The 25,023-nt window shown below is 70.7% G+C and carries 23 protein-coding genes; 9 read left to right on the top strand and 14 right to left on the bottom strand.

Annotation, left to right across the window (positions count from 1 at the left end; all coding sequences use genetic code 11):
* The first annotated feature begins 5 nt into the window (after positions 1-5).
* Complete coding sequence (locus OG738_RS20270) at positions 6-359, top strand: VOC family protein (protein WP_329055964.1); 354 nt, start codon at positions 6-8, stop codon at positions 357-359.
* A 176-nt stretch (positions 360-535) separates the two neighbouring features.
* Here the strand turns inward: OG738_RS20270 and OG738_RS20265 are convergent, their stop codons facing one another.
* Positions 536-1,993, bottom strand: coding sequence for an MFS transporter (locus OG738_RS20265; protein WP_329055963.1), 1,458 nt, complete (start codon positions 1,991-1,993; stop codon positions 536-538).
* An 86-nt stretch (positions 1,994-2,079) separates the two neighbouring features.
* On the opposite strand from OG738_RS20265, the gene OG738_RS20260 reads away from it, so the two are divergent.
* The gene (locus tag OG738_RS20260; protein ID WP_329055962.1) at positions 2,080-2,454 is read left to right on the top strand and encodes a MarR family winged helix-turn-helix transcriptional regulator; all 375 of its coding nucleotides are present in this window, start codon (positions 2,080-2,082) and stop codon (positions 2,452-2,454) included.
* Here OG738_RS20260 and OG738_RS20255 read toward each other — a convergent pair whose 3' ends face one another.
* The 9 genes from OG738_RS20255 to glyA form a co-directional block, all read right to left on the bottom strand.
* Positions 2,455-3,828: a trypsin-like peptidase domain-containing protein gene (locus OG738_RS20255; RefSeq protein WP_329055961.1), complete on the bottom strand. Its 1,374-nt coding sequence runs from the start codon at positions 3,826-3,828 to the stop codon at positions 2,455-2,457.
* A gap of 189 nt (positions 3,829-4,017) precedes the next feature.
* The gene (locus OG738_RS20250) at positions 4,018-4,536 is read right to left on the bottom strand and encodes a formimidoyltetrahydrofolate cyclodeaminase (RefSeq protein WP_329055960.1); all 519 of its coding nucleotides are present in this window, start codon (positions 4,534-4,536) and stop codon (positions 4,018-4,020) included.
* 3 nt (positions 4,537-4,539) lie between these two features.
* Complete coding sequence (locus OG738_RS20245; protein WP_329055959.1) at positions 4,540-6,975, bottom strand: GcvT family protein; 2,436 nt, start codon at positions 6,973-6,975, stop codon at positions 4,540-4,542.
* Positions 6,976-6,999: 24 nt separating this feature from the next.
* Complete coding sequence (gene purU, locus OG738_RS20240; RefSeq protein WP_329055958.1) at positions 7,000-7,842, bottom strand: formyltetrahydrofolate deformylase; 843 nt, start codon at positions 7,840-7,842, stop codon at positions 7,000-7,002.
* Positions 7,839-8,309 (bottom strand): sarcosine oxidase subunit gamma, encoded by a 471-nt coding sequence (locus OG738_RS20235; RefSeq protein WP_329055957.1) that lies wholly within the window; start codon positions 8,307-8,309, stop codon positions 7,839-7,841. Before OG738_RS20235 ends, purU begins: the two co-directional genes overlap by 4 nt.
* Positions 8,299-10,836 (bottom strand): 2Fe-2S iron-sulfur cluster-binding protein, encoded by a 2,538-nt coding sequence (locus OG738_RS20230; RefSeq protein ID WP_329055956.1) that lies wholly within the window; start codon positions 10,834-10,836, stop codon positions 8,299-8,301. The genes OG738_RS20235 and OG738_RS20230 overlap by 11 nt, the downstream gene beginning before the upstream one ends.
* A complete protein-coding gene (locus OG738_RS20225; RefSeq protein ID WP_329055955.1) occupies positions 10,833-11,111 on the bottom strand; it encodes a sarcosine oxidase subunit delta in 279 nt (92 codons plus the stop codon). Before OG738_RS20225 ends, OG738_RS20230 begins: the two co-directional genes overlap by 4 nt.
* A gap of 10 nt (positions 11,112-11,121) precedes the next feature.
* A complete protein-coding gene (locus OG738_RS20220) occupies positions 11,122-12,351 on the bottom strand; it encodes a sarcosine oxidase subunit beta family protein (protein ID WP_329055954.1) in 1,230 nt (409 codons plus the stop codon).
* Positions 12,348-13,619 carry a serine hydroxymethyltransferase gene (gene glyA, locus OG738_RS20215; protein WP_329055953.1) on the bottom strand — a complete coding sequence of 424 codons (1,272 nt, stop codon included), beginning with the start codon at positions 13,617-13,619 and terminating at the stop codon, positions 12,348-12,350. Before glyA ends, OG738_RS20220 begins: the two co-directional genes overlap by 4 nt.
* A gap of 57 nt (positions 13,620-13,676) precedes the next feature.
* Here glyA and OG738_RS20210 point away from each other — a divergent pair, with 57 nt between their 5' ends.
* Positions 13,677-14,324, top strand: coding sequence for a GntR family transcriptional regulator (locus OG738_RS20210; RefSeq protein WP_329055952.1), 648 nt, complete (start codon positions 13,677-13,679; stop codon positions 14,322-14,324).
* On the opposite strand, the gene OG738_RS20205 is transcribed toward OG738_RS20210, so the two are convergent.
* The gene (locus OG738_RS20205; RefSeq protein ID WP_329055951.1) at positions 14,321-15,442 is read right to left on the bottom strand and encodes an aromatic ring-hydroxylating oxygenase subunit alpha; all 1,122 of its coding nucleotides are present in this window, start codon (positions 15,440-15,442) and stop codon (positions 14,321-14,323) included. The genes OG738_RS20210 and OG738_RS20205 overlap by 4 nt on opposite strands.
* Positions 15,443-15,703: 261 nt before the next feature.
* Positions 15,704-16,285: a TetR/AcrR family transcriptional regulator gene (locus OG738_RS20200; protein ID WP_329055950.1), complete on the bottom strand. Its 582-nt coding sequence runs from the start codon at positions 16,283-16,285 to the stop codon at positions 15,704-15,706.
* 91 nt (positions 16,286-16,376) lie between these two features.
* Between OG738_RS20200 and OG738_RS20195 the strand changes: the two genes are divergently transcribed.
* From OG738_RS20195 to OG738_RS20170, 6 genes are all read left to right on the top strand, one after another.
* Positions 16,377-17,843: an aldehyde dehydrogenase family protein gene (locus OG738_RS20195; RefSeq protein WP_329055949.1), complete on the top strand. Its 1,467-nt coding sequence runs from the start codon at positions 16,377-16,379 to the stop codon at positions 17,841-17,843.
* Between the two features lie 35 nt (positions 17,844-17,878).
* Complete coding sequence (locus tag OG738_RS20190) at positions 17,879-19,447, top strand: amino acid permease (protein WP_329055948.1); 1,569 nt, start codon at positions 17,879-17,881, stop codon at positions 19,445-19,447.
* A gap of 9 nt (positions 19,448-19,456) precedes the next feature.
* Complete coding sequence (gene betA / locus OG738_RS20185; RefSeq protein ID WP_329055947.1) at positions 19,457-21,109, top strand: choline dehydrogenase; 1,653 nt, start codon at positions 19,457-19,459, stop codon at positions 21,107-21,109.
* A 185-nt stretch (positions 21,110-21,294) separates the two neighbouring features.
* Positions 21,295-21,615 (top strand): bifunctional 3-phenylpropionate/cinnamic acid dioxygenase ferredoxin subunit, encoded by a 321-nt coding sequence (locus OG738_RS20180; protein ID WP_329055946.1) that lies wholly within the window; start codon positions 21,295-21,297, stop codon positions 21,613-21,615.
* On the top strand, positions 21,612-22,754 hold the full coding sequence (locus OG738_RS20175) for an NAD(P)/FAD-dependent oxidoreductase (RefSeq protein WP_329055945.1): 1,143 nt from the start codon (positions 21,612-21,614) through the stop codon (positions 22,752-22,754). Before OG738_RS20180 ends, OG738_RS20175 begins: the two co-directional genes overlap by 4 nt.
* Positions 22,755-22,792: 38 nt before the next feature.
* The gene (locus tag OG738_RS20170) at positions 22,793-23,302 is read left to right on the top strand and encodes a putative immunity protein (protein WP_329055944.1); all 510 of its coding nucleotides are present in this window, start codon (positions 22,793-22,795) and stop codon (positions 23,300-23,302) included.
* A gap of 163 nt (positions 23,303-23,465) precedes the next feature.
* On the opposite strand, the gene OG738_RS20165 is transcribed toward OG738_RS20170, so the two are convergent.
* Entirely contained in the window at positions 23,466-24,461 is a 996-nt protein-coding gene (locus OG738_RS20165) for a hypothetical protein (RefSeq protein ID WP_329055943.1), read from the bottom strand.
* Positions 24,458-25,006, bottom strand: a complete 549-nt coding sequence (locus tag OG738_RS20160) for a hypothetical protein (RefSeq protein WP_329055942.1) — start codon at positions 25,004-25,006, stop codon at positions 24,458-24,460. Before OG738_RS20160 ends, OG738_RS20165 begins: the two co-directional genes overlap by 4 nt.
* Positions 25,007-25,023 lie beyond the last annotated feature (17 nt).

The raw sequence follows: 25,023 nt of genomic DNA, 5'->3' as shown, positions 1-25,023 counted from the left end.
ACGGCATGGAACGCGTGCTCGGCATCGGTGGGTACTTCGTCCGCGCGGCGGACCCGGAGGCGCTGGGCGCCTGGTACCGGGACTGCCTCGGCCTCGACGCCGACGAACACGGCCTGTGGCGGCAGGAGCCGGGCCCGACGGTCTTCGCGCCGTTCGAGGCCTCGACGGACTACTTCGGTTCGAAGTCGCAGCAGACGATGCTGAACTTCCGGGTCCGCGACCTCGACGCCATGCTCGCCCAGCTGCGCGAGAAAGGCGCCGACGTGGCCGAGGAGATCCAGGACATGGACGGCGTCGGCCGGTTCGGCTGGGTCACCGATCCCGAAGGCAACCGCGTCGAGCTGTGGCAGGCCGCTTAGGAGCAGGCGCCCGGCGGGCGACGCAGCCCGTCCATTGTGGATACCACCGACGCCGTCCATGCCCACGCCGCCAGTTCGGCGAAGGTGCCCGGCACGGGCGAGCGGGCGGCATGACCCGTTGCGCGAACGAAAGCGGAAGAGCCACCATCCCCCGCGATGGTGGCTCTTCCCGGTGCTCAGTCCGCGAGGGCCAGCAGGTCCTCCGGCTCCACGACCTCTTCGACGACCCGCTTCCGGGCGACCAGGCCGCTGATCGCGACCAGCAGGCCCAGCACCGCGATCCCGGTGACCACGGTCAGCGCCGGGGTCAGACCGGTGAGCAGGGCGGCCGGTGAGGCCTCACGGCCGCCGTTGGCGGTCAGGACCGCCGTCACCACCGCGAGTCCGATCGCGCCGCCGACCTGCAACGACGTGTTCAGCAGGCCGCCGGCCAGGCCCTGCTCGCTGTCCGAGATCCCGGCCGTGCCCTGGATGTTGAGCGACGAGAACGCCAGCGTGAAGCCGATGCCGAGCAGGATCATGCTGGGCAGCACGAACGCCGCGTACCCCGAGTGCTCGTCCACCCGCAGGAACAGCGCGTAGCCGAGGACGTGCGCGACCACGCCCGCGAAGATGGTGCGCGGCGTGCCGACGCGGTCGATCAGCGGCTCGATGCGCGGCGAGCCGAACGCGACGATCAGCGCCGCCGGCAGGAAGCCCAGCGCGGTCTGCAGCGCGGACCAGCCCAGCACCCGCTGCAGGTACAGCATCACGACGAACTGGAACCCGATGTACGCGCCGAAGAACAGCGCGCCGCCGAGGTTCGCGCGGGCCAGCGGCCCGGACTTCAGGATTCCCAGCCGCAGCAGCGGGTGGCTGCTGCGCTTCTCGATGAGGACGAACGTCACCAGCAGCGCGGCCGCCACGACGAACGTGATCAGCGTGCGCGGCGCGGCCCAGCCGACCTCCGGCGCCTCGACGACGCCGAACACCAGCAGCAGCGAGCCCGCGGCGCCGGTGATGGCGCCCGGGAAGTCGTAGCCGCGGCCTTCTTCCCGCTGGTACGACGGGATCAGCTTCCACGCCGCGACCAGCGCGACCAGGGCGATCGGCGCGGGCAGCAGGAACGTCCAGCGCCAGCCGACCTCGGTCAGCAGGCCGGAGAACACGAGCCCGGCGGAGTACCCGCTCGCGCCGAACACGGCGAAGATGCTGATCGCCTTGTTGCGGGCCGGGCCCTCCTGGAACGTCGTGGTGATGATGGACAGCGCGGCCGGCGCCGTGAACGCGGCCGCCAGGCCCTTGATGAAGCGGCTGGCGATGAGCAGCGCGCCGTCGTCGACGAGGCCGCCGAGCAGCGAGGCCAGCGCGAACACGGTGACGGCCACGAGGAACACGCGGCGGCGCCCGAGCAGGTCGGCGGTGCGCCCGCCGAGCAGCAGCAGGCCGCCGTAGCCGAGGACGTAGCCGCTGACGACCCATTGCAGCGCGCTGGTGGACAGGCCGAGGTCGGCCTGGATGGCGGGCAGCGCGACCCCGACCATCGACACGTCGAGCGCGTCGAGACCGATGACGATCGAAACGGTGAGCAGGACACCCCAGAGGCGCGCGTCCCACCGGGTGGAGGTGGTGGACAGGTACGCGGAAGAACTCATGGCGGCGACACTACATGCACGCGCATCTAATGTCGATGCATTTAATGTGTTTGCATCTGATGCTCGTGCATGGTAAGTTGACGGCCGTGAGCGATGTCGCTGAGCAAGGCCTGGTGCAGGAGTGGCACGAGCTGCTGGCCCGCTACTCGGCCGTGTTCACCGCGCTCGAGTGCCGCCTGCAGGAGCGCCACGGAATCGGCGCGCACGAGTTCGAGGCCCTGGAACGGCTCGCGACCTGCGACTTCAAGTGCCGCTCGGCCGATCTCACCGGCGCCATCCACCTCAGCCAGAGCGCGACGTCCCGCCTGGTCGCCCGCCTCGAGAAGGAGGGCCTGGTCGAGCGCGCGCTGTGCGAACTGGACCGGCGCGGCATCTTCGTCACCATCACCGACGCGGGCCGGGAAAAGTACCTCGCGGCCAAGCGGACCCACCGCGAGGTACTGAACGAAACGCTGCGCTGACTAGCCGACCGGTCCTTCGGCGGCCGTCACCTGGAGCTGGTGCTGGGCGCCGGAAGCGTCGGAGACCGTCAGCGTCAGCTGGTCGCCCGGGTGGTGGGTGTCCATCACGTTCGTCAACGTCGTCGCCGAGTCGATCGCCTTGCCGTCGATCGCGGTGATCACCGCACCCGCCGCCAGGCCCGCCTGCTGCGCCGGGCCGCGCGGGACCACCTCGCGGACCTGGGCGCCCTGCCCCTGCGCGTCCGCCACCGAGACGCCGATGAACGCCGTCTTGCCGATGTGGACCTTGTCGGACGCGGTACCCGCGATGATCCGGTGCGCGATGTCGACGGCCTGGTTGATCGGGATCGCGAAGCCCTGGCCGCCGGCGCTGCTGCGGCGGCCGTTGAGCTGGTAGCCGGTGGATGCCGCGGTGTCGACACCGATGACCTGCGCGTTCGCGTTGACGAGCGGGCCGCCGGAGTCGCCGGACTCGATGTTCGCGCGGACCTGGATCAGGCCGGTGAGCTGCTCGGACGAGCCGCTGGACTCGTCGGAGGCGGTGATCGACTGGTCCAGCGCCGCCACCGTGCCGGGCGCCGGCACCGGGTCGCCGCCCTTGCCGCCGGCGTTGCCGAGGCCGAGGATCTGGTCGCCGACCTTGACCGCGGAGGAGTCGCCGATGCTCGCGGTGGGCAGCCCGGACGCGTCTTCCAGCTGGATGACCGCGATGTCCTCGCTGCGGTCGTAGCCCACCACGTGCGCCTGGTAGGTGTCGCCGGTGCCGATGCTGGTGACCTTGATGCTGGTCGCCCCGGCGACGACGTGGTTGTTCGTCAGCACTTCGCCGTCCGCGGTGAGCACGATGCCGGTGCCGGCCGCGGCCGCGCCCTGCAGGCCGAGCTCGGTGTTGACGTTGACGATGGCCGGGTCGACCTTCGCGGCCACGGCGTTGGCATCGAGTGTCGTGGTGGACGCGCTGGGCTGCCCGGAGAAGCCGAAGTTCTGGTTGCTGCTCGCGGTGGGGCTGTTCGAGGCGGAGATGAGGTGCCCGATCCCGAGCCCGGCGACGACGGCGAGCCCGACCGCGACGACGGCGACGGTCAGCGCGCGAAGCGGCCGCCTGCGCGGCGGCGGCGGCACGGGCGGGGGGTAGCCGTAGCCGTGCGGGGGACCCTGCTGGCCGTAGTGGCCCTGCGGCTGGGTGTACTGCGGCGGGTACGGGCGCCCCCACTGGTCACGGGCCTGGCCGTACTGGTGGTCGTAGGGCTGCTGGTCGTAGTGGCCGCCGTACGGCTGCTGACCGTAGGGCTGCTGGTAGTAGCCCTGGTCGCCCTGGCCGTAGCCGTACGGGTACTCGCCGCCGCCCTGCGGTCCTCGGTCGTACTCGCTCATGCACAGCTCCAGCCCTCGACAAGCCTCCGGCCGTTCCAGGAAACGCCACTTTCCTGAGAAATACCTGGCCCGGTTTTGTGGAGTTGCTATGAATATCGCAGCGGCGCGAAGCGCCTCCGTTGAGGGTGGTGGAGGGGAGGAAGGTGGAGGTACCCGCCACTTCCGGCCGGCATGCCGACGTGATCGACGTTACGCCGGTACCACCACCGCCCGGATCGAGGCCGTCAGGCGGTCGGCACGCTCCTCCACCGCCGCCACCTCGGGCGGGGCGGCAGCGCCGGAGTGGATCTCGATGCTCAGCCCGGCCGTCACGGCCGCCGCGCGCACTGCCTCGGCCACCGCCGCCAGGTCGGTGGCCACCAGCGCGTCCGGCGGCACCCGCTCGGCCAGGTCCAGCACCGCCGTCGCGGCGGTGATCACCTCCGCCGCCGGTGCGCACGCGCGCCGGCGCGCTTCGGCCACCGCGAGCTCCCGCGCGTCGCCCGGCGGCTGCCGGCGTGCCCGGGTGAGGGTGGCCGCCGCGTGCGCGTCCTTCTCGGCCAGCCGCAACGCGTGCATGCTCAGCGCCCCGGCCGCGCGCCCGTCGGCCGATGCCCGGCCGACCAGGGCCGCGGCCTGTGCGACGTGCAGCGCCGCCGTCGCCCCGCCGCCCGGGGACGCGTCGGACGCGAGGGCCTTGAGGAAGTCGGTCATGATCTGGTCACGCATGGCTCACCGCCGGATCCGTTCCATGCCGGGGTCGACCAGTGGCTCGGCGGCCACGGTGGCCGCGACCCGCCGGCCGAAGTACTCGATCTCCACGCTGCTCCCGATGTCCGCGGACGCCGGCAGCCACGCGTACGCGATCGGCCGTCCGATCGTGTAGCCGTAGGCCGCGCTCGTGACGTAACCCGCCGCGACGCCGTCGACGAACACCGGTTCCTTGCCCAGCACGACCGTCCGGCCGTCGTCGACCGTCAGGCACCGCAGCCGACGTGACGCGGTTTCCTCGCTGCGCCCCTCGATGGCGTCCCGGCCCGCGAACGGCCCCTTCGCCGGACGCACGGCGAACCCCAAGCCGGCTTCGTACGGGTCGTGCTCGGTGGTCATGTCGGTGCCCCACAGCCGGTAGCCCTTCTCCAGCCGCAGGCTGTTGAATGCCGCCCGCCCGGCCGCGATGACGCCCAGCGGCTGCCCGGCCGCCCACAGCGCGTCCCACAGCCGCAGGCCGTTGTCCGCGCTCGTGTAGATCTCCCAGCCGAGTTCGCCCACATAGGACAGTCGCATCGCGACGACCGGCACCCCGGCGATCCGCGCCCTCCGTGCCCGGAAGTACTTCAACGCCGGGTGCGAGAAGTCCTCCCGGCTCAACGGCTGCACGAGGTCCCGCGCCAGCGGGCCCCAGACGCCGACGCAGCACGTGCCGCCGGTGATGTCCCGGACCTGGACACCGGCGGGCGCGTGCTTGACGAAGTGGTCGACGTCGATGTTCCCGTTGATGCCGACCTGGAACAGCTCCGGCCCGAGCCGCGCCACCGTGACGTCGCTGCGGACGCCCCCGGCGTCGTCCAGCATCAGCGTGTAGGTGACCGACCCGACCGACTTGTCGAGCTGGTTCGTGGTCAGCGACTGCAGGAACTCCAGCGACCCCGGCCCGCTGATCTCCACGCGCTTCAGCGGTGTCATGTCGTACAGCGCGACGCCGTTGCGCGTCTGCCACGCTTCGGCCGCCGCGATCGGCGAGTGGAACTGCGCCGACCACGCGTCCCGCGCGGGCGGCAGCGCGTCGTGCGGCAGCTTCTTCAGCAGCGGCGCGTTGGCCTCGAACCAGTGCGGCCGCTCCCAGCCGCCCGCCTCCAGGAACACCGCGCCCAGCTCGCGCTGCCGCGCGTGGAACGGCGTCACCCGCAGGTCCCGCGGGGAAAGCTTGGGCTGCAACGGGTGCAGGATGTCGTAGACCTCGACGAAGCTCTGCTGCGCGGTCTCGTCCACATAGGACCGTGCGAGCTGGACGTCCTCGAAGCGGTGGACGTCGACCTCGTGCAGGTCGGTCTCGGCGTGCCCGTCGACCAGCAGCTCGGCGACGGCCTTGGCGATGCCCGCGGAGTGCGTCACCCACACCGCCTCGGCGAGCCAGAACCCGCGGACGTCGGCCGACTCGCCGACCAGCGACTGGCCGTCCGGGGTGAACGAGAAGATCCCGTTGAACCCCTCCTCGACCTTGGTCTGCCGCAGCGCGGGCAGCAGCAGCTTGCTCTCCTCCCACGACGGCGCGAAGTCGTCTTCGGTGAAGGGCAGCATCGACGGCATGGCCGTCTCGGTCACTGCTGGGTCCAAGGTGGACTCGTCGACCGGCATCGGCCGGTGCGCGTAGGAGCCGATGCCGATCCGGTCGACGTGCTCGCGGAAGTACAGGTCCTGGTCCTGGTGCCGCAGGATCGGCAGGCTGGCCTCGACCTCTTCGGTGTTGCGCCCGACGAGTTCCGCCACCTGGCCGGTCTTGACGTACTGGTGGGCCAGCGGCAGCAGCGGGACGTCCATGCCGACCATCGCGCCGATCTCGCGGCCCCAGAACCCGGCGCACGACACGACGACGTCGGCCGGGAAGTCGCCCTGGTTGGTCCGGACGCCGGTGACGCGCCCGCCTTCCTGCAGGACGTCGGTGACGCGCGTCGAGCCGACGAACCGGGCACCGCGCGAACCCGCCCGCGCGGCCAGCACTTCGACGGCCTTGGCGGCCCGCGCGAGCCCGTCGGTCGGCGTGTGCAGCGCGCCGAGCACCTGCGACCCGGCCAGGAGCGGCCACCGGCGGACGCACTCCTCGGCGTCGATCAGCGAACCCTCGACGCCCCACGACTGCGCCCAGCCGTGCTTGCGCTTGAGATCCTCCCAGCGCGCCGGGGTGGTCGCCACCTCCATGCCGCCGACCTGGAGGAAGCAGTCCAAGGTCAGGAACTTCGAGACGGTGTACTTCGCGAACTCCGTCATCGCCTTGGAGGCGTTGGTCTGGAACACCAGGCCGGGCGCGTGCGACGTCGACCCGCCGGTGCGCGGCAGCGGGCCCCGGTCGAGCACGGTGACGTCGGTCCAGCCGCGGGCGGTCAGCTCGTCGGCGAGGTTCGCGCCGACGATGCCGGCGCCGATGATCACGACTCGCGGTGCGGTCATGGCGGACTCCTAACGGAAGACGGCTTACCTGAAGACAACAGTGCTGTTGCCGTTGAGCAGGACGCGGCGTTCGCAGTGCCAGCGGACGGCGCGGGAAAGGGCGAGGGCTTCGGCGTCACGGCCGACGGTCACCAGTTCACGCGGCGAGTACGTGTGGTCGACGCGCTGGACCTCCTGCTCGATGATCGGGCCCTCGTCGAGGTCGGGCGTGACGTAGTGCGCGGTCGCGCCGACGAACTTCACGCCCCGGTCGTAGGCCTGGTGGTAGGGCTTGGCGCCCTTGAAGCCGGGCAGGAACGAGTGGTGGATGTTGATCGCGCGGCCTTCGAGCTTCTGGCACAGCTCGTTGGACAGCACCTGCATGTACCGCGCGAGCACGATCAAGTCCGCTTCGTACTCACCGACCAGGTCGAGCAGCCGCTGCTCGGCTTCCGGCTTGGTCTCCGGCGTGACCGGCACGTGCACGAACGGGACGCCGGCCGCCTCGGCCATCGCCCGCAGGTCCTCGTGGTTGGACACGACGACGGCGATCTCCGCGCCGAGGCCGCCCGCGCGCCAGCGGAAGAGCAGGTCGTTGAGGCAGTGCCCGAACTTCGACACCATCACCAGGATCCGCGGTGGGGTGCCGTCCGAGAACCCGAACTCCATGCCGAAGTCCCTTGCCACCGGCGCGAACGCGCGGGTCAGGTCGTCCACCGTGGTCTCTCCGGCGCAGGTGAACGACGTGCGCAGGAACAGCGAGCCGCGGACGTCGTCGTCGAACTGCTGGTGCTCGACGATGTCGCAGCCCTGCCCGACGAGGAACGTCGTGACGGCGTGCACGATGCCCGAGCGTTCGGGGCACTTGAGCGTCAAGGTGAAGGTCACGGGACGTACTCCAGGCTCGCGTCGGCCAGCCACGCGGTGAAGTAGTTCGCGAACGACTGGCGCACGAGGATCGTGAAGCCCGCTTCCCGGACCATCAGCACGATCCCGGTGCGCGCGAACAGCGTCTGGACGCACGAGCCGGGCGGGGAAGCTTCCAGGTCGATGGCGCAGCCGTGCGCCAGGACGTCCCGCGCGTGCTCACCGGTGAGCCGCACCGTGGTCCGCTGCGCCGAGACGTCGACGACGGCCGCCGCGCCCTCGTCCCGGAGCGCGGTTTCCAGCTCTTCCTGGCGGCCCGGTTCGGCGAGTACGAGGTACTCGTCCGGGCCCATCCAGAGGATCTCGACGCCGTTGCCGCCGGTGAACCGGCACGCGCCGGGCAGCTCGACGCCGAGCAAGGCGTTGCCCTCCCGGAGGCGCACGGTGAGCTGGGTGCGGAACGGTTCTTCGACCGCGTCAACCGTCACGGCGGGCTCCTTCCCTGTCGAAGAGCACGGATTCGGTCACGGTCACCGGCACGACCTGGCCGCCGACCGGGACGTACAGCGTCTCGCCGATCCGCTCCCGGCCCGAGCGCACCAGGGCGAGCGCGAAGGTCCGGCCGAGCGCGGCGCTGTCGTAGCTGGAGGTGACGTGGCCGAGCATCCGCACGGGAGGCTCGGGCAACGTCTCGGATTCGATGATCTGCGAGCCCTCGGGCAGCAGCACCGACGGATCCATCGGCAGCAGGCCGACCAGGTGCTTGCGGTCGGGGCGGTTGTTCTCGGCGCGGGCGAAGGAGCGTTTGCCGATGAAGTCGGCCTTCTTCTTCGACACCGCCCAGGACATGCCGAGGTCCTGCGGGGTGACCGTGCCGTCGGTGTCCTGGCCGATGATCGGGTAGCCCTTCTCGGCCCGCAGGACGTGCATGGTTTCCGTGCCGTACGGCGTAGCGCCCTCGTCCACTATGGACTGCCAGAGCGCGAGGCCGTGCCACGACGGGACGTTGATCTCGTAGGCCAGCTCGCCGGAGAAGCTGATCCGGCAGACGCGGGCGGCGATCCCGGCGACCTCGGCGTCCTGCCACGTCATGAACCCGAAGGCCTCGTTCGAGACGTCGAGGCCCGGCGCCAGGCGGCCGAGGACTTCCCGCGAGCGCGGCCCGACCAGGGGAATCGTGGCCCAGTGCTCGGTCACCGAAGTGGCAAAGACGTCCAGGTGCGGCCATTCCGTCTGCAGCCACTCCTCCATCCACTCGAGGACCATGGCCGCGTTGCCGGTCGTGGTGGTGACGAGGAAGCGGTCCTCGGCGACGCGGATGACCGTGCCGTCGTCGATCACCATGCCGTCGACGCCGCACATCACGCCGTACCGGATCCGGCCGACGCGCAGGGTGCTCATCATGTTCGTGTAGAGCATGTCGAGGAACCAGCCGGCGTCCGGGCCCTGGACGTTGATCTTGCCGAGCGTGGACCCGTCCATCACCGCGACATCGGTGCGCGCCGCGCGGCACTCGCGCCGGACGGCGTCGGGCATCGACTCGCCGGGCCGCGGGTAGTACCACGGCCGCTTCCACTGGCCGACGTTCTCGAATTCGGCGCCGTGCTCGACGTGCCACGGGTGGATCGTGGTGACGCGCACGGGATCGTGCAGCGCGCCGCGGTTCCGTCCGGCCAGCGCCGCGAACGAAACCGGCGTGTACGGCGGCCGGAACGTCGTCGGCCGTTGAGTCGACAAGTCGATGCCGAGCGCTTCGGCGGTGATGCCCGCGGCGAGCATGCCGGACGTCTTGCCCTGGTCGTGCGCGGTGCCGATGGTCGTGTAGCGCTTGATGTGCTCCAGCGACCGCAGCCCGGCGCCGGTGGCGCGCAGGACGTCGGACACGGTCGCGTCGCGCTGCTGGTCCACGAACCGGGTGTCCACTTCGGACTCCGGGGCGGGCACCTGCCAGAGCACCTTCGTCGCCGGCAGCCCTTCGCCCGCGGCCGCGCCCACGACGCTCACGTTCGGCAGGTCACCGGCCGGGACGTAGGAGCCGAGTTCCGGGGAGTAGCGCAAGGTGCCGCGTGCCTGGCTGTAGAGGTGCACGGCCGGGTTCCAGCCGCCGGACACGAGCAGCAGGTCGCACGGCACCCGCTCCCCCTCCAGCGAGCCCAACGGAGCGACGTGGGCGGCCGCGACGTGGGGGTCGCCATCGGTTCCGATGACTCCGTATCCCTCGCGGGCATCGACGATCCGCACGATCTCCGCCCCGGCTCCCGCCAAATCGGAGGCCGCCTCGTACGCGGAGTCGTTGGTGGTGAACACGACCACGCGCTGCCCGGCCAAGACGCCGTAGCGGTTCAGGTACGTGCGCGCCGCCGAAGCGAGCATGATGCCTGGGCGGTCGTTGTCCGGGAACACGATCGGCCGTTCGTGGGCGCCGGTCGCGATGACGATCCGCTTCGCTCGGATCCGCCAGACCCGCTGCCGCGAGATGCGTTCGGGGGCCGCGGGTTCGCCCCGGCGTTCCAGCGCCAGCACGAACCCGTCGTCGTAGACGCCGAACGCCGTGGTGCGCGAAAGGAACCGGACTCCCTCGGGCGCCTCGCCGTCAGGCTGGTCGTCGACCAGCAGGACCCGGCCCGACGCGGCAGCAGCGGCGGCGCGACCGGCGGGTCCGGCACCGATGACCAGGACGTCGCAGTGGGCGTGCTTGGCGTCGTACCGCGCGGGGTCCGGTTCGGTGGACAGGCGCCCTTGGCCGGACAGGCCGCGGGCGGCCAGGCCGTCGTACAGCTCGACGGTGGTGGCCGACAGCATCGGCTCCGGGAACGGCTTTTCGATCTGCACCAACGCGTTGGAGTCCTCGACGCCGGCGCCGACGATGCCGCGCGGGCGGCCGTACTTGATGCTGGTCGCGACCTGGTGAATGCCGTTGGCCAGCAACGCGGAAGCGAGGGTGTCGCCGAGGAAACCGGTCAGCTCGCGGCCGTCGAAGGTGAACTTGAGCGGGACGCCGGACAGTCGGGTCATGAGATCACCGGCCGGGGTTCGTCGAGGCGGTAGACCGCCAGGAGGTCGTGGGTGCGGGTGTCGCGGACGGCGTTGAACCACCGGCGGCAGCCCGCGGAGTGGCTCCACCGCTCGGCGAGCGGGCCGCTCGGGTTGGCGCGGAAGAAGACGAACTTCGCCCAGTCCTCATCGGACAGTGCGGCCGGGTCCTCGGGGTAGGCGACGTGCGCCTGGCCGCCGTAGTGGAACTCGGCTTCCTCGCGTGGCCCGCACCACGGGCAGGGAATGAGGTGCATGTGGACGCTCCTAGTGCGCGACGGCGGCGGCGCCGTGCTCGTCGACGAGGGCACCGGTGGTGAACCGGTCGAGGGCGAAGGGCTCGGCGTACTCGTGCGGCTTGCCGCGCGCGACGGTGGCCGCGAAGACGTCGCCGACGCCGGGCGTGGCCTTGAAGCCGCCGGTGCCCCAGCCGCAGTTGAGGAACAGGTTCTCGACCGGCGTGAGGCCGATGATCGGCGACGCGTCCGGGCTGACGTCGACGATCCCCGCCCACGTCCGCAGCAGGTGCGCCCGCGCGAACACCGGGAACAGCTCCAGCGCGGCGGCCATCTGCTGCTCGATGATGTGGAACGAGCCGCGCTGGCCGTAGCCGTTGTAGCTGTCGATCCCTGCGCCCATCACGAGTTCGCCCTTGTGCGCCTGGGAAACGTAGACGTGCACGGCGTTCGACATGACGACCGTCGGGTGGATCGGCTCCAGCAGCTCGGACACCAGTGCCTGCAACGGGTGCGAGACGAGCGGCAGGTCCAGGCCGACCATCTTCGCGAGCACCGACGAATGCCCGGCGGCGCACAGCGCCACCTTGCCCGCGGCGATCCGGCCCCTGCTCGTTTCGACGGCCGTCACTCGGCCGTCCACGGTGGAAATACCGGTGACCTCGCAGTTCTGGATGAGGTCGACCCCCATCTCGTGCGCGGCGCGGGCGAAGCCCCAAGCGACGTAGTCGTGCTTCGCGATGCCCGCGCGCGGCTGGAAGGTCGCGCCGAGCACCGGGTAGCGGACGTCCGGGGAAGTGTTGACGATCGGGCAGATCTCCTTGACGCCGTCGGCGTCCACCCACTCGGCGTCGATGCCGTTGAGCTTGTTGGCCTCGACGCGGCGGACGCTGTCGCGGACGTCCTGCAGGCTGTGCGCGAGGTTCAGCACCCCGCGCTGGCTGAACAGGATCGGGTAGCCGAGGTCCTCTTCGAGCCCCTCCCACAGCTTGAGGGAATGCTCGTAGATGCCGGAACTCTCGTCCCAGAGGTAGTTGGAGCGGATGATCGTGGTGTTGCGGGCCATATTGCCGCCCGCGAGCCAGCCCTTCTCCAGCACGGCGACGTTCGTGATGCCGTGCACCTTGGCCAGGTAGTAGGCGGTGGCCAGGCCGTGCCCGCCGCCCCCGACCACGATGACGTCGTAGGTTTTGCGCGGCTCGGGGTCATTCCAGAGGAAGCCGGGGTGGTCCGGCAGGTCGGCGCCGGGCGTGCGGGTCATGCGCCCTCCTTCGGGTACAGCGGGAACGCCTCGGCCAGCGCGGTGACGCGAGCGCGCAGCTTCTCGACGTCGAAGCCCGGCTTCAACGCTTCGGCGATGACGTCGGCGGCCTCGCGGAACTCGGCGTCGCCGAAGCCGCGGGTGGCCAGGGCGGGCGTGCCGATCCGCAGGCCGGACGTCACCATCGGCGGCCGCGGGTCGAACGGGACGGCGTTGCGGTTGACGGTGATGCCGACCTCGTGCAGCCGGTCCTCGGCCTGCTTGCCGTCCAGCTGGGAATCGCGCAGGTCGGCGAGCACGAGGTGGACGTCGGTGCCGCCGGTCAGGACGGAGATGTCCTCCTCGACCAGCAGCCGTTCGGCGAGGAGCTTCGCGCCACGCAGAGTGTGTTGCTGGCGTTCGACGAACTCGGGCTCGGCGGCCATCTTGAACGCGACGGCCTTGGCGGCGATGACGTGCTCGAGCGGACCGCCCTGCTGACCGGGGAAGACCGCGGAATTGACCTTCTTGGCGAGCGCCGGGTCATCGGTGAGCACGACGCCGCCGCGCGGGCCGCCGAGGGTCTTGTGCGTGGTGGTCGTCGTGACGTGCGCGTGCGGCACCGGCGACGGGTGCAGCCCCGCGGCGACCAGCCCGGCGAAGTGGGCCATGTCGACCATCAGGTACGCGCCGACCTCGTCGGCGATCTCGCGGAACCGGGCGAAGTCGAGCTGCCGCGGGTAGGCCGACCACCCGGCGATGATCAGCTTCGGCCGGTGCTCCTTCGCCAGCCGCTCGACCTCGGCCATGTCGACGCGGTAGTCCTTTTCGGACACTTCGTACGCCGCGACGTCGTAGAGCAGGCCGGAGAAGTTGATCCGCATGCCGTGGGTCAGGTGGCCGCCGTGGGCCAGCGAGAGGCCGAGGATCTTGTCGCCGGGCTTGATGAGCGCGGCCATCGCGGCGGCGTTCGCCTGGGCGCCCGAGTGCGGCTGGACGTTGGCGAACCCCGCGCCGAACAGCGCCTTGACGCGGTCGATGGCGAGCTGTTCGAGGACGTCGACGTGCTCGCAGCCGCCGTAGTAGCGGCGCCCGGGGTAGCCCTCGGCGTACTTGTTGGTGAGCACCGAGCCCTGGGCCTGCAACACGGACACCGGCGCGAAGTTCTCGGACGCGATCATCTCCAGCGTCGACTGCTGCCGACGCAGCTCGGCGCCGATCGCCTCGGCCACCGCGGGGTCGTAGTCGGCCAGGGAGCGGTTGAGCACTGGTTCGATCGTCGCGGTCATCGCGAACCTTCCGTGGTCGACTTCTGATATATCAATCGTCGATGTAGGCTAAGCGGCGTGCATCCCCAGGTCAATCCCCCATCGCTGGCGGAACAGGCGTACCGCTTCATCCGCGACCAGCTCGTCATGCTCGACATCCGCCCCGGCGACCCCATCAACGAGGAGTGGCTCGGCAGCACGCTCGGCATGGGCCGCACGCCGATCCGCGAAGCGCTGAAGCGCCTCGAGTCCGAGCGGCTGGTCGTCGCCTACCCGCGACGCGGGACGTTCGCCACCGACGTCAACATCTCCGACCTCGCGCACATCTCCGAGGTGCGGCGCACGCTGGAGCCGATGGCCACGGCCGCCGCGGCCGACCGCGCGACCGCGGCCGACCGGGCCACCCTGGCCGAGCTGCGCGCGCAGCTCGACGCGGGCGTCCCGGCCGGCGACAACGCCGAGCTGCTGCGCACCGACCTCGCCCTGCACCGGGCGATCTACCGGTGCGTGCACAACCCGTTCCTCGAGGACACGCTGATCCGGTACGACAACCTCGCGACCCGGATCTGGTGCGTGTTCGTGCCCCGGTTGTCCGGGATGGCCGGCCACGTCGACGAGCACGTCCCGCTCCTCACCGCGATCATCGAGGGCGACGCCGAGAAGGCGGCCGCGCTCACGTTGGAGCACGTCACCGGCTTCGAGGCCGCCATCCGGGCGTTGATTTAGCCGGCCAGCCGGGCGCGGACCCAGTCGTGGAACGCGCCGATGTGGTGCTCGCTGGGCACGAGCACGCCGCCGTGGGCGTACGAGCGCGAGTCCATGGCGAGCTGGCAGCGTTCGCAGGCCTCGAAGTCCTGCAGGTTGACGCGGTGGAACAGCTCGACCGACCGGGAGAGGTCCTTACCGGACTCGACGACGTCGGGCAGGTAGAGCCAGTCGCAGCGCACCAGCGTCCGGTCCGGGGCCAGCGGGAACATCCGGTGGAAGATCACGTGGTCCGGCACGAGGTTGACGAAGACCTGCGGCTTGATGGTGATGGCGTAGTACTTGCGATCCTGCGCCTCGGTGACACCAGGCAGGCGGTCGACTCCCTCGGAGCCGTCGATGGTGAAGCCCTTGACCTCGCCGCCGAACTCGGCGCCGTGGCCGACGTAGTACTGCGCGGCGTACCCGTCGGCGAACTCCGGGAGGACCTCGGTCAGCTCCGGGTGGATCGTCGCGCAGTGGTAGCACTCCATGAAGTTCTCGATGATCTGCTTCCAGTTCGCCTTCACGTCGTATTCGATGCGCTTGCCCAGCGCGAGGCCGTCGATGCCGTAGGCGTCGATCACTTCGGCACTCCCGAGCCGTTCGGTGACGGCGCCGACGACGGTCTCCTCGAACGACGGCGGCTCGTCGGCCAGGCAGACCCAGGCGTAGCCGAGCCACTCGCGCAGGTGGAGCTTGGTGAGGCCGAACTCGGTGCGGTCGACGTCCGGCATGCCGGTGAGGTTGGGCGCGGCGACGAGCTTGCCGTCGAGGCCGTACGTCCAGGCGTGGTACGGGCACTGGAAAGCCCGCTTCACGGTGCCGGATTCGGCCGTGCACAGCCGGGCGCCGCGGTGGCGGCAGACGTTGAGGAACGCGTTCAGCTTCCCGTCCCGCCCCCGCGAGACGAGGACGCTCTCCTTGCCGATCTGGACGGTCTCGAACGCCCCAGGCCCGGCGAGGTCGGCGCTGCGCACGGCGCAGAACCAGCCGGCCTCGAAGATCTTCGCCTGCTCCAGCGCGAAGACCGCCGGATCGGTGTAGGACGAGCCCGGCAGCGTGGCCAGCAGGCTCGGCGGCAGATCGGTAGTGGTCACCGGCGTGGTCCTCTCCGCGGATCAGTTCGGGAGTTGCGCAGAACGCGTCTTGTTGCTCACTTCGGAACAGAGTGACTGCCGCCCAGGACCGATGTCAAGACGAGTTTTTCAACGCCCGCCAAAGATTTCCGGTACGTTTCAGCCGTAACTCGCGTGACTGGACCCGTCACTCGCGTGATCAGAACCCGCACTCGCGTGATTGAGGCCGGAACTGGCGAGTTACGGCTCCAATCACGCGAATTCCGTGCTCAGTCACGCGAGTTACGGGTTGGCGGGGCCGTGGATGGCGCGGCGGAAGAGGGTTTCGATCTCGTCGCGGGTCGGGCGGGGGTCGGCCAGGGCCGCCTGCATCAGCAGGCCGCAGAACAACCCCGCGAGGAGACGGCCGGTGAGCGGGTCGGTGCGGGAGCCGAAGAACGCGATGAGCGCTTCGTCCCACGCCGCGCTCGCCTTGCGGAGCGCCGGCCGGTGCAGGGCCGCGACGTACAGGTCGTACTCGACGACCGTGTCGCGGTACTGCTCGTTGATGTAGCCCATGACCAGGTCGGCGAGCGCCGCGGCGAAGTCGGCGTCCGGCGGGAGCGCCGACTCCCACTCCTTCAGCGCGTGGACGTTCTTCTCGGCCGCCCCGTGCAACGCCACTTCGAGCAGGTCGTCCAGGGTCGCGAAGTGGTAGGTCGTCGAGCCGAGCGGGACACCCGCCGCCGCCGCCACCGACCGGTGCGTGACCCCGTCGATTCCCCGCTGCGCGACGACCTCGATCGCCGCCTTGGCGATCCGCGCGCGCCGCTCGGGGTCGTTCGGACCGCGGCGCCGCGTCGCGCCGGGTTCGCTCTTCGCCATCGAGCCCCCTTGTGGACATCTGTACACGCTTCGCGTACAAATGTACGCACTCCAGGCACCGAGCAGCCACTACCGATCCGGGAAGGGCCGCATGAAGGACCTCCACATCGACGGCATCTGGGCGGACGCGTCCGCCGGAACCCACTCCGACGTGCTGAACCCCGCCACCGGCGAAGTCATCGAGACCGTCGCCGAAGCGGGCCGCGAGGAGGTCGACGCCGCCGTCAGAGCCGCGAGAAGGGCCTTCGACGACGGCCCGTGGCGCCGCACCACCGCCGGCGAGCGCGGTCGGCTCCTGCGGAAGACGGCCGACCTCCTGGTCCGCGACCGCGAGGAACTGGCCCGCACCGAGAGCCTCGACACCGGCAAGACGCTGGGCGAAGGCCGCATCGACATCGACGACGTGACGAACGTCTTCCGCTACTACGCCGACCTGGCCGACAAGGACGCCGGACGCCTGGTCGACGCGGGCAGCGCGACCGTCGTCAGCCGGATCGTGCACGAGCCGGTCGGCGTCTGCGCGCTCATCGCGCCGTGGAACTACCCGTTGCTCCAGATGTCCTGGAAGGTCGCGCCCGCGCTGGCCGCGGGCAACACGATCGTGCTCAAGCCCAGCGAGGTCACGCCGCTCACGACGATCAAGCTGGTCGCACTCCTCGAGGAGGCCGGCGCGCCGCACGGCGTCGTCAACCTGCTGCTCGGGCCGGGCCACGTCGGCGCCGCGATGGTCGAACACCCGGGCGTCGACCTGGTCTCCTTCACCGGCGGCTACGCGACCGGCGAGAAGATCATGACCGCCGCCGCGAAGGGCGTCCGCCGCGTCGCGCTGGAACTGGGCGGCAAGAACCCGAACGTGGTCTTCGCCGACGCCGACTACGACACCGCGCTCGACTACGCGCTGATGGCCGCGTTCGTCCATTCGGGACAGGTCTGCTCAGCGGGCGCTCGCTTGATCGTCCAGGATGAGATCCATGACCGGTTCGTCGCGGACCTCGCCGCGCGCGCCGACCGGATCCGGGTCGGCGACGGCCTCGATCCCGAGACCGAGACGGGCCCGCTCGTCTCGGCGCAGCACCGCGCCAAGGTCGAGGGCTACATCCAGGGCGCACTCGAAGCGGGCGCCACGCTCCGGGCGGGCGGCAAGCGGCCCGAAGGACCGGCGTACGAAAGCGGTTTCTTCCTGCGGCCGACCGTGTTCTCCGGCTGCACCAGGGACATGGCGATCGTCCGGGAAGAGGTCTTCGGCCCGGTCGTCACCGTGGAACGCTTCACCGAAGAGGGGGACGCGATCGCGCTGGCCAACGACACCGAGTACGGGCTCGCCGGAGCCGTGTGGACGTCGGACGCGTCCCGCGCCCAGCGCGTCGCCGGGGCCCTGCGTCACGGCACCGTGTGGATCAACGACTACCACCCCTACCTGCCGCAGGCGGAGTGGGGCGGGTTCGGCCGATCCGGCATCGGCCGCGAGCTCGGACCGTCCGGGCTCGCGGAGTACCAGGAGAGCAAGCACGTCTACCAGAACATCGATCCCGTTCCGCAGCACTGGTTCAAAGGCTGAATCTCACCCCCACCCCACCACGTGAGGACGTTGCCATGACCACCCAGGAAAAGCCGGCGGGCGGGGGGCCTGCTCCGGACGACTCTTCCGAACTGGAAAAGTTCGGCTACCGCCAGGAGCTCGAGCGCTCGCTCGGGTCGTTCTCCAGCTTCGCCGCCGGGTTCAGCTACATCTCCATCCTGACCGGCGTGTTCCAGCTGTTCTTCTTCGGCTTCGGCTCGGGCGGGCCGGCGTTCATCTGGACCTGGCCACTGGTCTTCGTCGGCCAGGCGGCGGTCGCCCTGTGCTTCGCCGAGCTGGCCGGCCAGTTCCCGCTCGCCGGGTCCGTTTACCAGTGGGCCAAGCAGATCGCGAAGCCCGCGACGTCGTGGCTGGCGGGCTGGATCATGATCATCGGCGCGATCGTGACGGCGGCGGCCGTCGCGGTGGCCTACCAGATCATCCTGCCGCAGGTCTCGACCGCGTTCCAGATCGTCGGCAGCGACGCCGACGCCGGCCTGACGTCGACGCCGGGCGGCGCGCAGAACGCCATCATCCTGGCCGTGATCCTCGTCGTGTTCGCGACGATCGTGAACATCATCGGCGTCAAGCTGATGGCCAAGATCAACAACTTCGGCGTCGCGGTGGAGCTGGGCGCGAGCGTCCTGCTCGTGATCGCGCTGGCGATCCACATCAAGCGCGGCCCCGGCCTGGTCTTCGACACCGCGGGCACCGGCGAGGGTCACTCGTTCGGGTACCTCGGCGCGTTCCTCGTGGCGTCCCTCATGAGCGCGTACGTCTTCTACGGCTTCGACACCGCGGGTTCGCTCGCCGAAGAGACGACGCAGCCGCGGCGGCACGCGCCCCGCGCGATCCTCCGGGCGATCACCGCGGCGTTCATCGTCGGCGGCCTGATCATGCTGTTCGGCATGATGGCCGTCGGCGACCTGAGCGCCAAGGAGCTGAGCACGTCCGGCATGCCGTACCTGCTGAAGAGCACCCTCGGCGAAGGCCTCGGCGACGCTTTCCTGATCTGCTCGGCGATCGCGATCACCGTCTGCTGCCTCGCCGTGCAGACCGCGGCCATCCGGATGACGTGGGCGATGGCCCGCGACGGCCGCCTCCCGTTCAGCGGCGCGATGGCGAAGGTGTCGCCGCGATCCAAGGTGCCGGTGCTGCCCGCGCTGCTCACCGGCGGCCTCACCGTCGTGGTGCTGCTGATCAACCTGGGCAACCAGCGGGCGTTCTTCATCCTGACCTCGACCGCGATCATCCTGTTCTACATCCCCTACCTGATGGTCACCGGCCCGATGCTCGTCCGGCGCCTGCGTGGCGGCTGGCCGCGCCCGGAGCACGGCCCGTACTTCAAGCTGGGCCGCTGGGGCACGCTGGTGAACCTGGTCGCGGTGCTCTACGGCGCCGCGATGACGGTCAACCTGATCTGGCCGCGGCCCGAGGTCTACGGCGACGACCACTGGTACTTCCAGTGGGGCGCGGTGATCGTCACCGGGCTGATCGTGATCGTCGGTGCGATCATGCTGTACGTCCGGCGCCACACCTGGGGTTCGTCGCACACGAGCCCCGAGCACATGCCCGACAACGCCCCGGACACTCTGCCCGGCTGAGGAGGACGCATGAGTTCCTACGACTTCATCATCGTCGGCGGTGGCTCGGCGGGCTGCGCGCTGGCGAACCGGCTTTCCGCGGACCCGTCCAACAACGTCCTGGTCCTGGAAGCCGGGCGGTCCGACTACAAGTGGGACGTCTTCATCCACATGCCGGCCGCGCTGACCTTCCCGATCGGGTCGAAGTTCTACGACTGGGGCTACCGCAGCGAGCCCGAGCCGCACATGAACCGGCGCCGCATCTACCACGCGCGCGGCAAGGTGCTCGGCGGGTCGTCCAGCATCAACGGGATGATCTTCCAGCGCGGCAACCCGATGGACTACGAGCGCTGGGCGGCCGACGCCGGAATGTCCACTTGGGACTACGCGCACTGCCTGCCGTACTTCCAGCGCATGGAGAACTGCCTGGCCGATGCACCGGACGGCCAGTGGCGCGGCCACGACGGACCGCTCGAACTCGAACGCGGCCCGGCGTCGAACCCGTTGTTCCAGGCCTTCTTCGACGCCGCCGAGCAAGCGGGTTACCCGCGCACCGACGACGTCAACGGCTACCGGCAGGAAGGCTTCGCCGCCTTCGACCGCAACGTCCGGAAAGGACGGAGGCTGTCCGCGGCGGGCGCGTACCTCCACCCGGTGGAGAACCGCGCCAACCTCACGGTGAAGACGCACGCGTTCGTGTCGCAGATCCTCTTCGACGGCACGCGCGCGGTCGGCGTCGAGTACGCGCAGGGCCGCGGCGTGCCGGGTGAGGTGTACGGCAAGGAGATCATCCTCTGCGGCGGCGCGATCAACAGCCCGCAGCTGCTGCAGCTCTCCGGCGTCGGCAACGCGGCGGAGCTGGAGAAGCTCGGCATCGACGTCGTCAAGGACCTGCCGGGGGTCGGCGAGAACCTGCAGGACCACCTGGAGGTGTACATCCAGTACGCCTGCAAGCAGCCGGTGTCGATGCAGCCGTCGCTGGCGAAGTGGAAGCGGCCCTACATCGGCGCGCAGTGGCTGTTCCTGCGCTCCGGGCCGGCCGCCACCAACCACTTCGAGGGCGGCGGGTTCGTCCGGTCCAACGACGAGGTGAAGTACCCGAACCTGATGTTCCACTTCCTGCCGGTGGCGATCCGCTACGACGGTTCGGCGCCCACGGAAGGCCACGGCTACCAGGTGCACGTCGGCCCGATGTACGCCGACACCCGCGGCACGGTGAAGATCACCTCGACCGATCCGCGGCAGCACCCCGCGCTCAAGTTCAACTACCTGTCCACGGAGAACGACCGTCGCGAATGGGTCGAGGCCGTGCGGGTGGCGCGGAAGATCCTCAACCAGTCCGCGCTCGAGCCGTACAACGGCGGGGAGATCTCGCCGGGACCGTCGGTCGACACGGACGAGGAGATCCTCGACTGGGTGGCCAAGGACGCCGAGACCGCGCTGCACCCGTCGTGCACGGCCAAGATGGGCGTGGACGAGCAGTCCGTCGTCGACCCGCAGACCATGCGGGTGCACGGCACCGAGGGCCTGCGCGTCGTCGACGCGTCGGTCATGCCCTACATCCCCAACGGCAACATCTACGCGCCGGTGATGATGACCGCCGAGAAGGCGGCCGACCTCATTCTCGGCAACACGCCGCTGGCCCCGATCAAGACGCCGTTCTACCGGCACGGGGAGAACTAGCCCGGACGTCGTAGCGCCCGTACCGCCATCCCCGGTACGGGCCTTCGGCGTGCCCGGGTTATCCGTTACCCGGTAACGAAAACTACCGGGGCGTACCCCCTTGACGGCGCCTTCCTGGGGATTCAGACTTTGTTGCGAATCGCAGTCCATGTTCCCCAATGCGCAACAGAGATCTCGGAGGCGTCATGATTCGCGCGTGCACGGTGGACGAGCTGCCCCCGGGTGAGTCCGTCCGGATCCCGGGGTCACCCGCCGTCGCGGTGTTCCGCACCGAGGACGGGGAGCTGTACGCCATCGACGACACGTGCACCCACCAGGACGCCTCCCTGGCCGACGGCTGGCTCGAGGGCTGTTTCGTCGAGTGCCCGCTGCACGCGGCGCTGTTCGACCTGCGCACGGGCATGCCGAGCTGCCTGCCGGCGAAGGACCCGGTGCGCACGTACGCGGTGGTCGTCGACGAGGGGGTCATCTACGTGGAAGGCACCGCTCGCGAGGACGCCGCGTGAAGCGGATCGCGGTCGTCGGCGCGTCGCTCGCCGGGGTCCGCGCCGCGCAGGAGCTGCGCGCGCAGGGCTACGACGGCGGGATCGTGCTGATCGGCGACGAGCAGCACGTGCCCTACGACCGGCCGCCGCTGTCCAAGGCGTTCCTCGCCGGGACGGCGTCGCGCGAGTCGCTGGAGCTGCTCGACGCGGGCGACCTCGCGTCGCTGGCCTTGGACTTCCGGCTCGGCGTGCGGGCCACGGCCCTGGAGCCCGCGGCGCGCCGGGTGCTGCTGTCGGACGGCGGGTCGGTTCACGCGGACGGCGTCGTCATCGCGACCGGCGGCCGGGCGCGCACGTTGCCGGGCTTCGAACGCGCCCACACGCTGCGGACGGTCGACGACGCTCTCTCCTTGCGCGCGGCTTTGGTGCCCGGGGCGCGGGTGGCGATCGTCGGCGCCGGGTTCATCGGGGCCGAGGTGGCCTCGACGTGCCGTTCGCTGGGTCTCGACGTGGTCGTCCTGGAGGCTTTGCCCTTGCCGCTGGCACCGGTGCTCGGGCCCGAGCTGGCCGCGGTGTGCGCCCGGTTGCACGCCGAGCACGGCACGGACCTGCGGTGCGGAGTGTCGGTGGCCGGCATGGACGCGGCCGGCGTCCGCCTGGCCGACGGTTCGCTGGTACCGGCCGATGTGGTCGTGACGGGCGTCGGGATGACCCCGGCGACGGACTGGCTGGCCGGGTCCGGGTTGACGGTCGGCAATGGGGTCTGCGTCGACGCGGGCCTGGTCACGGAACTGCCTCAGGTGGTCGCCGTGGGCGATGTGGCGCGGTACCACGCGGACGGCGTCGGACGGCGGCACGAGCACTGGACGAACGCATCGGAGCAGGCGCCGGTCGCGGTGGCCAACCTGCTGGCCGGGCGGACTTCGCGCACGTACACGCCCAGCGGGTACGTCTGGTCGGACCAGTATTCGGGGCGGCTGCAGCTGGCCGGGCACCCGCGCCCGGGCGACGCGCTTTCGTTCGTCGACGGCGATCCGTCGTCCTCGTCGTTCGTGGCCGTCTGGGAGCGCGACGGTTCCACCGTCGGCGTGTTCGCGTTGAACAACGCGAAGCTGTTCAACCGCCTGCGACGGCCGCTTCGCCTTCCAGCGGCCGTCTGAAAGTCTCAACCGGCGTTTCAAAGATACGCTTCACCCGCATGGAGCTGACTCAGGACGAGTTAAGGGCATTGACGGGTTGGGCGGCCGACTGCGCTTCGCGGGCACTGCCGTTGTACGAGTCCCGGGTCCCCGGCGATCCTCGTCCGGCCTCGGCCGTCTCGGCGGCGCGGGAGTTCGCTTCGGGCGCTCCGCGCACTCAGGCATTGCGCACGGCGGCTTGGGCGGCTCTCGCGGCAGCCGGCTCGGCCCCCGACCCGATCGCCTCCGCCGCCGCCCGCGCGGCGGTCGCCGCCGCCGGGGCGGCTTACCTGCACCCGCTGGAGTCGCCGCACCAGGTGAAGCACATCGTCGGCCCCGCGCAGCAGGCAGCTTGGGCATGCGAACTCGCCGGCGGCGACGCGGAAGCCGAGATCCGCTGGGCACTCGACCACGCACCACCCACGGTGCCCGACATCCTCCGCCGCTCCCCACCGGGCAAACCCGCCAAATCCCGCCTCGGCGAGCTGCACCGCCACCTGGAAACGGCCCTCCGCAGGCATCAAGCGTGATTGCCTGGGCATCACCCGTGTCTGAAGGGGCATCAGCCGTGATTGAGCGGGCATCGCGCTGATGCCCGCCCAATCACGCGAGATGCCTCCCCCATCACGCGTGATGCCTCCCCAATCACGCGTGATGCCCTTCTGATCACGCGAGGTCCGCAGTCTGCCGCGGCTACAGCGACAACTCGTTCAGGTCGGACTCCAGCCTCGCCCGCCAGGTCCAGCGGCGCTCGGTCGTGTCCGCGTCCTCGCCGGCCGGGGGGCCCAGCGGCAGGGCCGGGTCGGCGATCCCGAACGTCACCCGGTACGCCAGCACCGACGCCGCCGTGCGGATCCACGCGTCTCCCGAAGCACCCGCCGGCGGGGCCACGCCCAACGCGTGCCCGAACCACGTCGGCAGCAGCGCGCTCGAGCCCAGCGCGTCCGTGATCCGCGTCCGCAGCCGCACCTGCAGGTCGTGCCACGCGCGCTCGGCGCGCTCCAGCTGCGGCACCACCCGCGCCTCCACCGCGTCCGCCTCGCGCAACGCCAGCCGGGCCTGGTCCGCCGCCGAAATCGCCGCCGGGATCTCCTCGTCCAGCAGCGTCCGGCGCCGCGTCGACAACGCCCGCAACGACGATTCCGCGTCTCCTCGGGCCCGGGAGGCGCGGTCGGTCGAAGCCAGGACCTCGATCACGGCCAGCAGCTCGCGGTCGCACCGCGCGTGCGCGTCGTGCACGGAAGACAGGCGGGCGATCTCCTCCTCGTACCGGGCGCGCTGCTCCTTCGTGACGAGCTCCTTGTGCAGGTCGTCCCAGCGCGCCGCCTCCGCCGCGAGCGCCCGGGTCTCCGCGCCGACGTCGTCGAGGTTCACCTGGGGCACGCCGTCGGCCACGCGGACCGCGCGCTCCATGGCCTGCACCTGCTGCTGCAGCCGGTCCAGCTGCCGGCCGAGCCGGTCGATCCGGTCCTCCTGCCGGTGCCCGCCGCCGCGCTCGAGCCGGTCGGCCAGGTCGGCGAAGTCGGCCCGCAGCCCGCGATCGCGGTCGTCGGCCTCTTCGACGGCCGCACGCAGCCCGTCGACCGCCGCGAACAGCTCGTCGAGGTCTCGCCGCGTCGAGTCGACGGGCTCTTCGTAGTCGGCCGAGAACTCGGGATCGTCGCCGTAGGTCGCGTAGCCGTGGCTCACGGGATCCGGCTTTCCCGCCACAGCAGCCCGCACGTGCCCGCGACGCCCAGCGCCGTCAGGATCGTGCAGACGACGGCTCCGGACCACGGCACCAGCGCGCACACCAGCACCCCGGCCGTGCCGCTGCCCGCCCACGCCGCCCGCGTCCGCTCGCGGATGACGTCGCCGACCCGCCGGACCGGGCCGAAGCCGATCCACAGGCCGGCCGCGAACAGCGGGACGAGGGCCAGCAGCCACACCGGCGACAGCACGTCGAACAGCACCAGCGCCGCGGCGACGAGCGGCACCAGCACCGGCGCGGCCGCGAAGTACACGACCGCGCGCTGCGTCGCCGCGTGCCGCGACTCCAGCTCGGCGTTGGCGAGCCGGTGCCGCGCCTCCTCGAACGCCACCTCGGCGTCGAGCAGGCGGTGGGCCGTCGCGACGAGCTCGTCCATCGCCTCGACGTCGGCGGGCGGGGTCGCCAGCCCGCCGCGCAGGTCCTGCTTGAGCCGGGCCACGCGGGCTTCCGCCTGGTCCCGGTCGTGCTGGGCTGGAGTCGTCACGCGAACACTTTAAGTGC

It is taken from the genome of Amycolatopsis sp. NBC_01488 (assembly GCF_036227105.1).
In the GTDB taxonomy this organism is placed as follows: Bacteria; Actinomycetota; Actinomycetes; order Mycobacteriales; family Pseudonocardiaceae; genus Amycolatopsis.
This window is presented reverse-complemented; position numbering and strand designations above follow the sequence as displayed.

Coding starts and splice junctions, on each gene's coding strand:
- glyA (WP_329055953.1), bottom strand. CDS start 13,619: ATGACCGCGACGATCGAACCAGTGCTCAACCGCTCCCTGGCCGACTAC.
- OG738_RS20190 (WP_329055948.1), top strand. CDS start 17,879: ATGACCACCCAGGAAAAGCCGGCGGGCGGGGGGCCTGCTCCGGACGAC.
- OG738_RS20265 (WP_329055963.1), bottom strand. CDS start 1,993: ATGAGTTCTTCCGCGTACCTGTCCACCACCTCCACCCGGTGGGACGCG.
- OG738_RS20250 (WP_329055960.1), bottom strand. CDS start 4,536: ATGCGTGACCAGATCATGACCGACTTCCTCAAGGCCCTCGCGTCCGAC.
- betA (WP_329055947.1), top strand. CDS start 19,457: ATGAGTTCCTACGACTTCATCATCGTCGGCGGTGGCTCGGCGGGCTGC.
- OG738_RS20170 (WP_329055944.1), top strand. CDS start 22,793: ATGGAGCTGACTCAGGACGAGTTAAGGGCATTGACGGGTTGGGCGGCC.
- OG738_RS20200 (WP_329055950.1), bottom strand. CDS start 16,285: ATGGCGAAGAGCGAACCCGGCGCGACGCGGCGCCGCGGTCCGAACGAC.
- OG738_RS20270 (WP_329055964.1), top strand. CDS start 6: ATGGAACGCGTGCTCGGCATCGGTGGGTACTTCGTCCGCGCGGCGGAC.
- OG738_RS20245 (WP_329055959.1), bottom strand. CDS start 6,975: ATGACCGCACCGCGAGTCGTGATCATCGGCGCCGGCATCGTCGGCGCG.
- OG738_RS20225 (WP_329055955.1), bottom strand. CDS start 11,111: ATGCACCTCATTCCCTGCCCGTGGTGCGGGCCACGCGAGGAAGCCGAG.
- OG738_RS20220 (WP_329055954.1), bottom strand. CDS start 12,351: ATGACCCGCACGCCCGGCGCCGACCTGCCGGACCACCCCGGCTTCCTC.
- OG738_RS20230 (WP_329055956.1), bottom strand. CDS start 10,836: ATGACCCGACTGTCCGGCGTCCCGCTCAAGTTCACCTTCGACGGCCGC.
- OG738_RS20255 (WP_329055961.1), bottom strand. CDS start 3,828: ATGAGCGAGTACGACCGAGGACCGCAGGGCGGCGGCGAGTACCCGTAC.
- OG738_RS20180 (WP_329055946.1), top strand. CDS start 21,295: ATGATTCGCGCGTGCACGGTGGACGAGCTGCCCCCGGGTGAGTCCGTC.
- OG738_RS20195 (WP_329055949.1), top strand. CDS start 16,377: ATGAAGGACCTCCACATCGACGGCATCTGGGCGGACGCGTCCGCCGGA.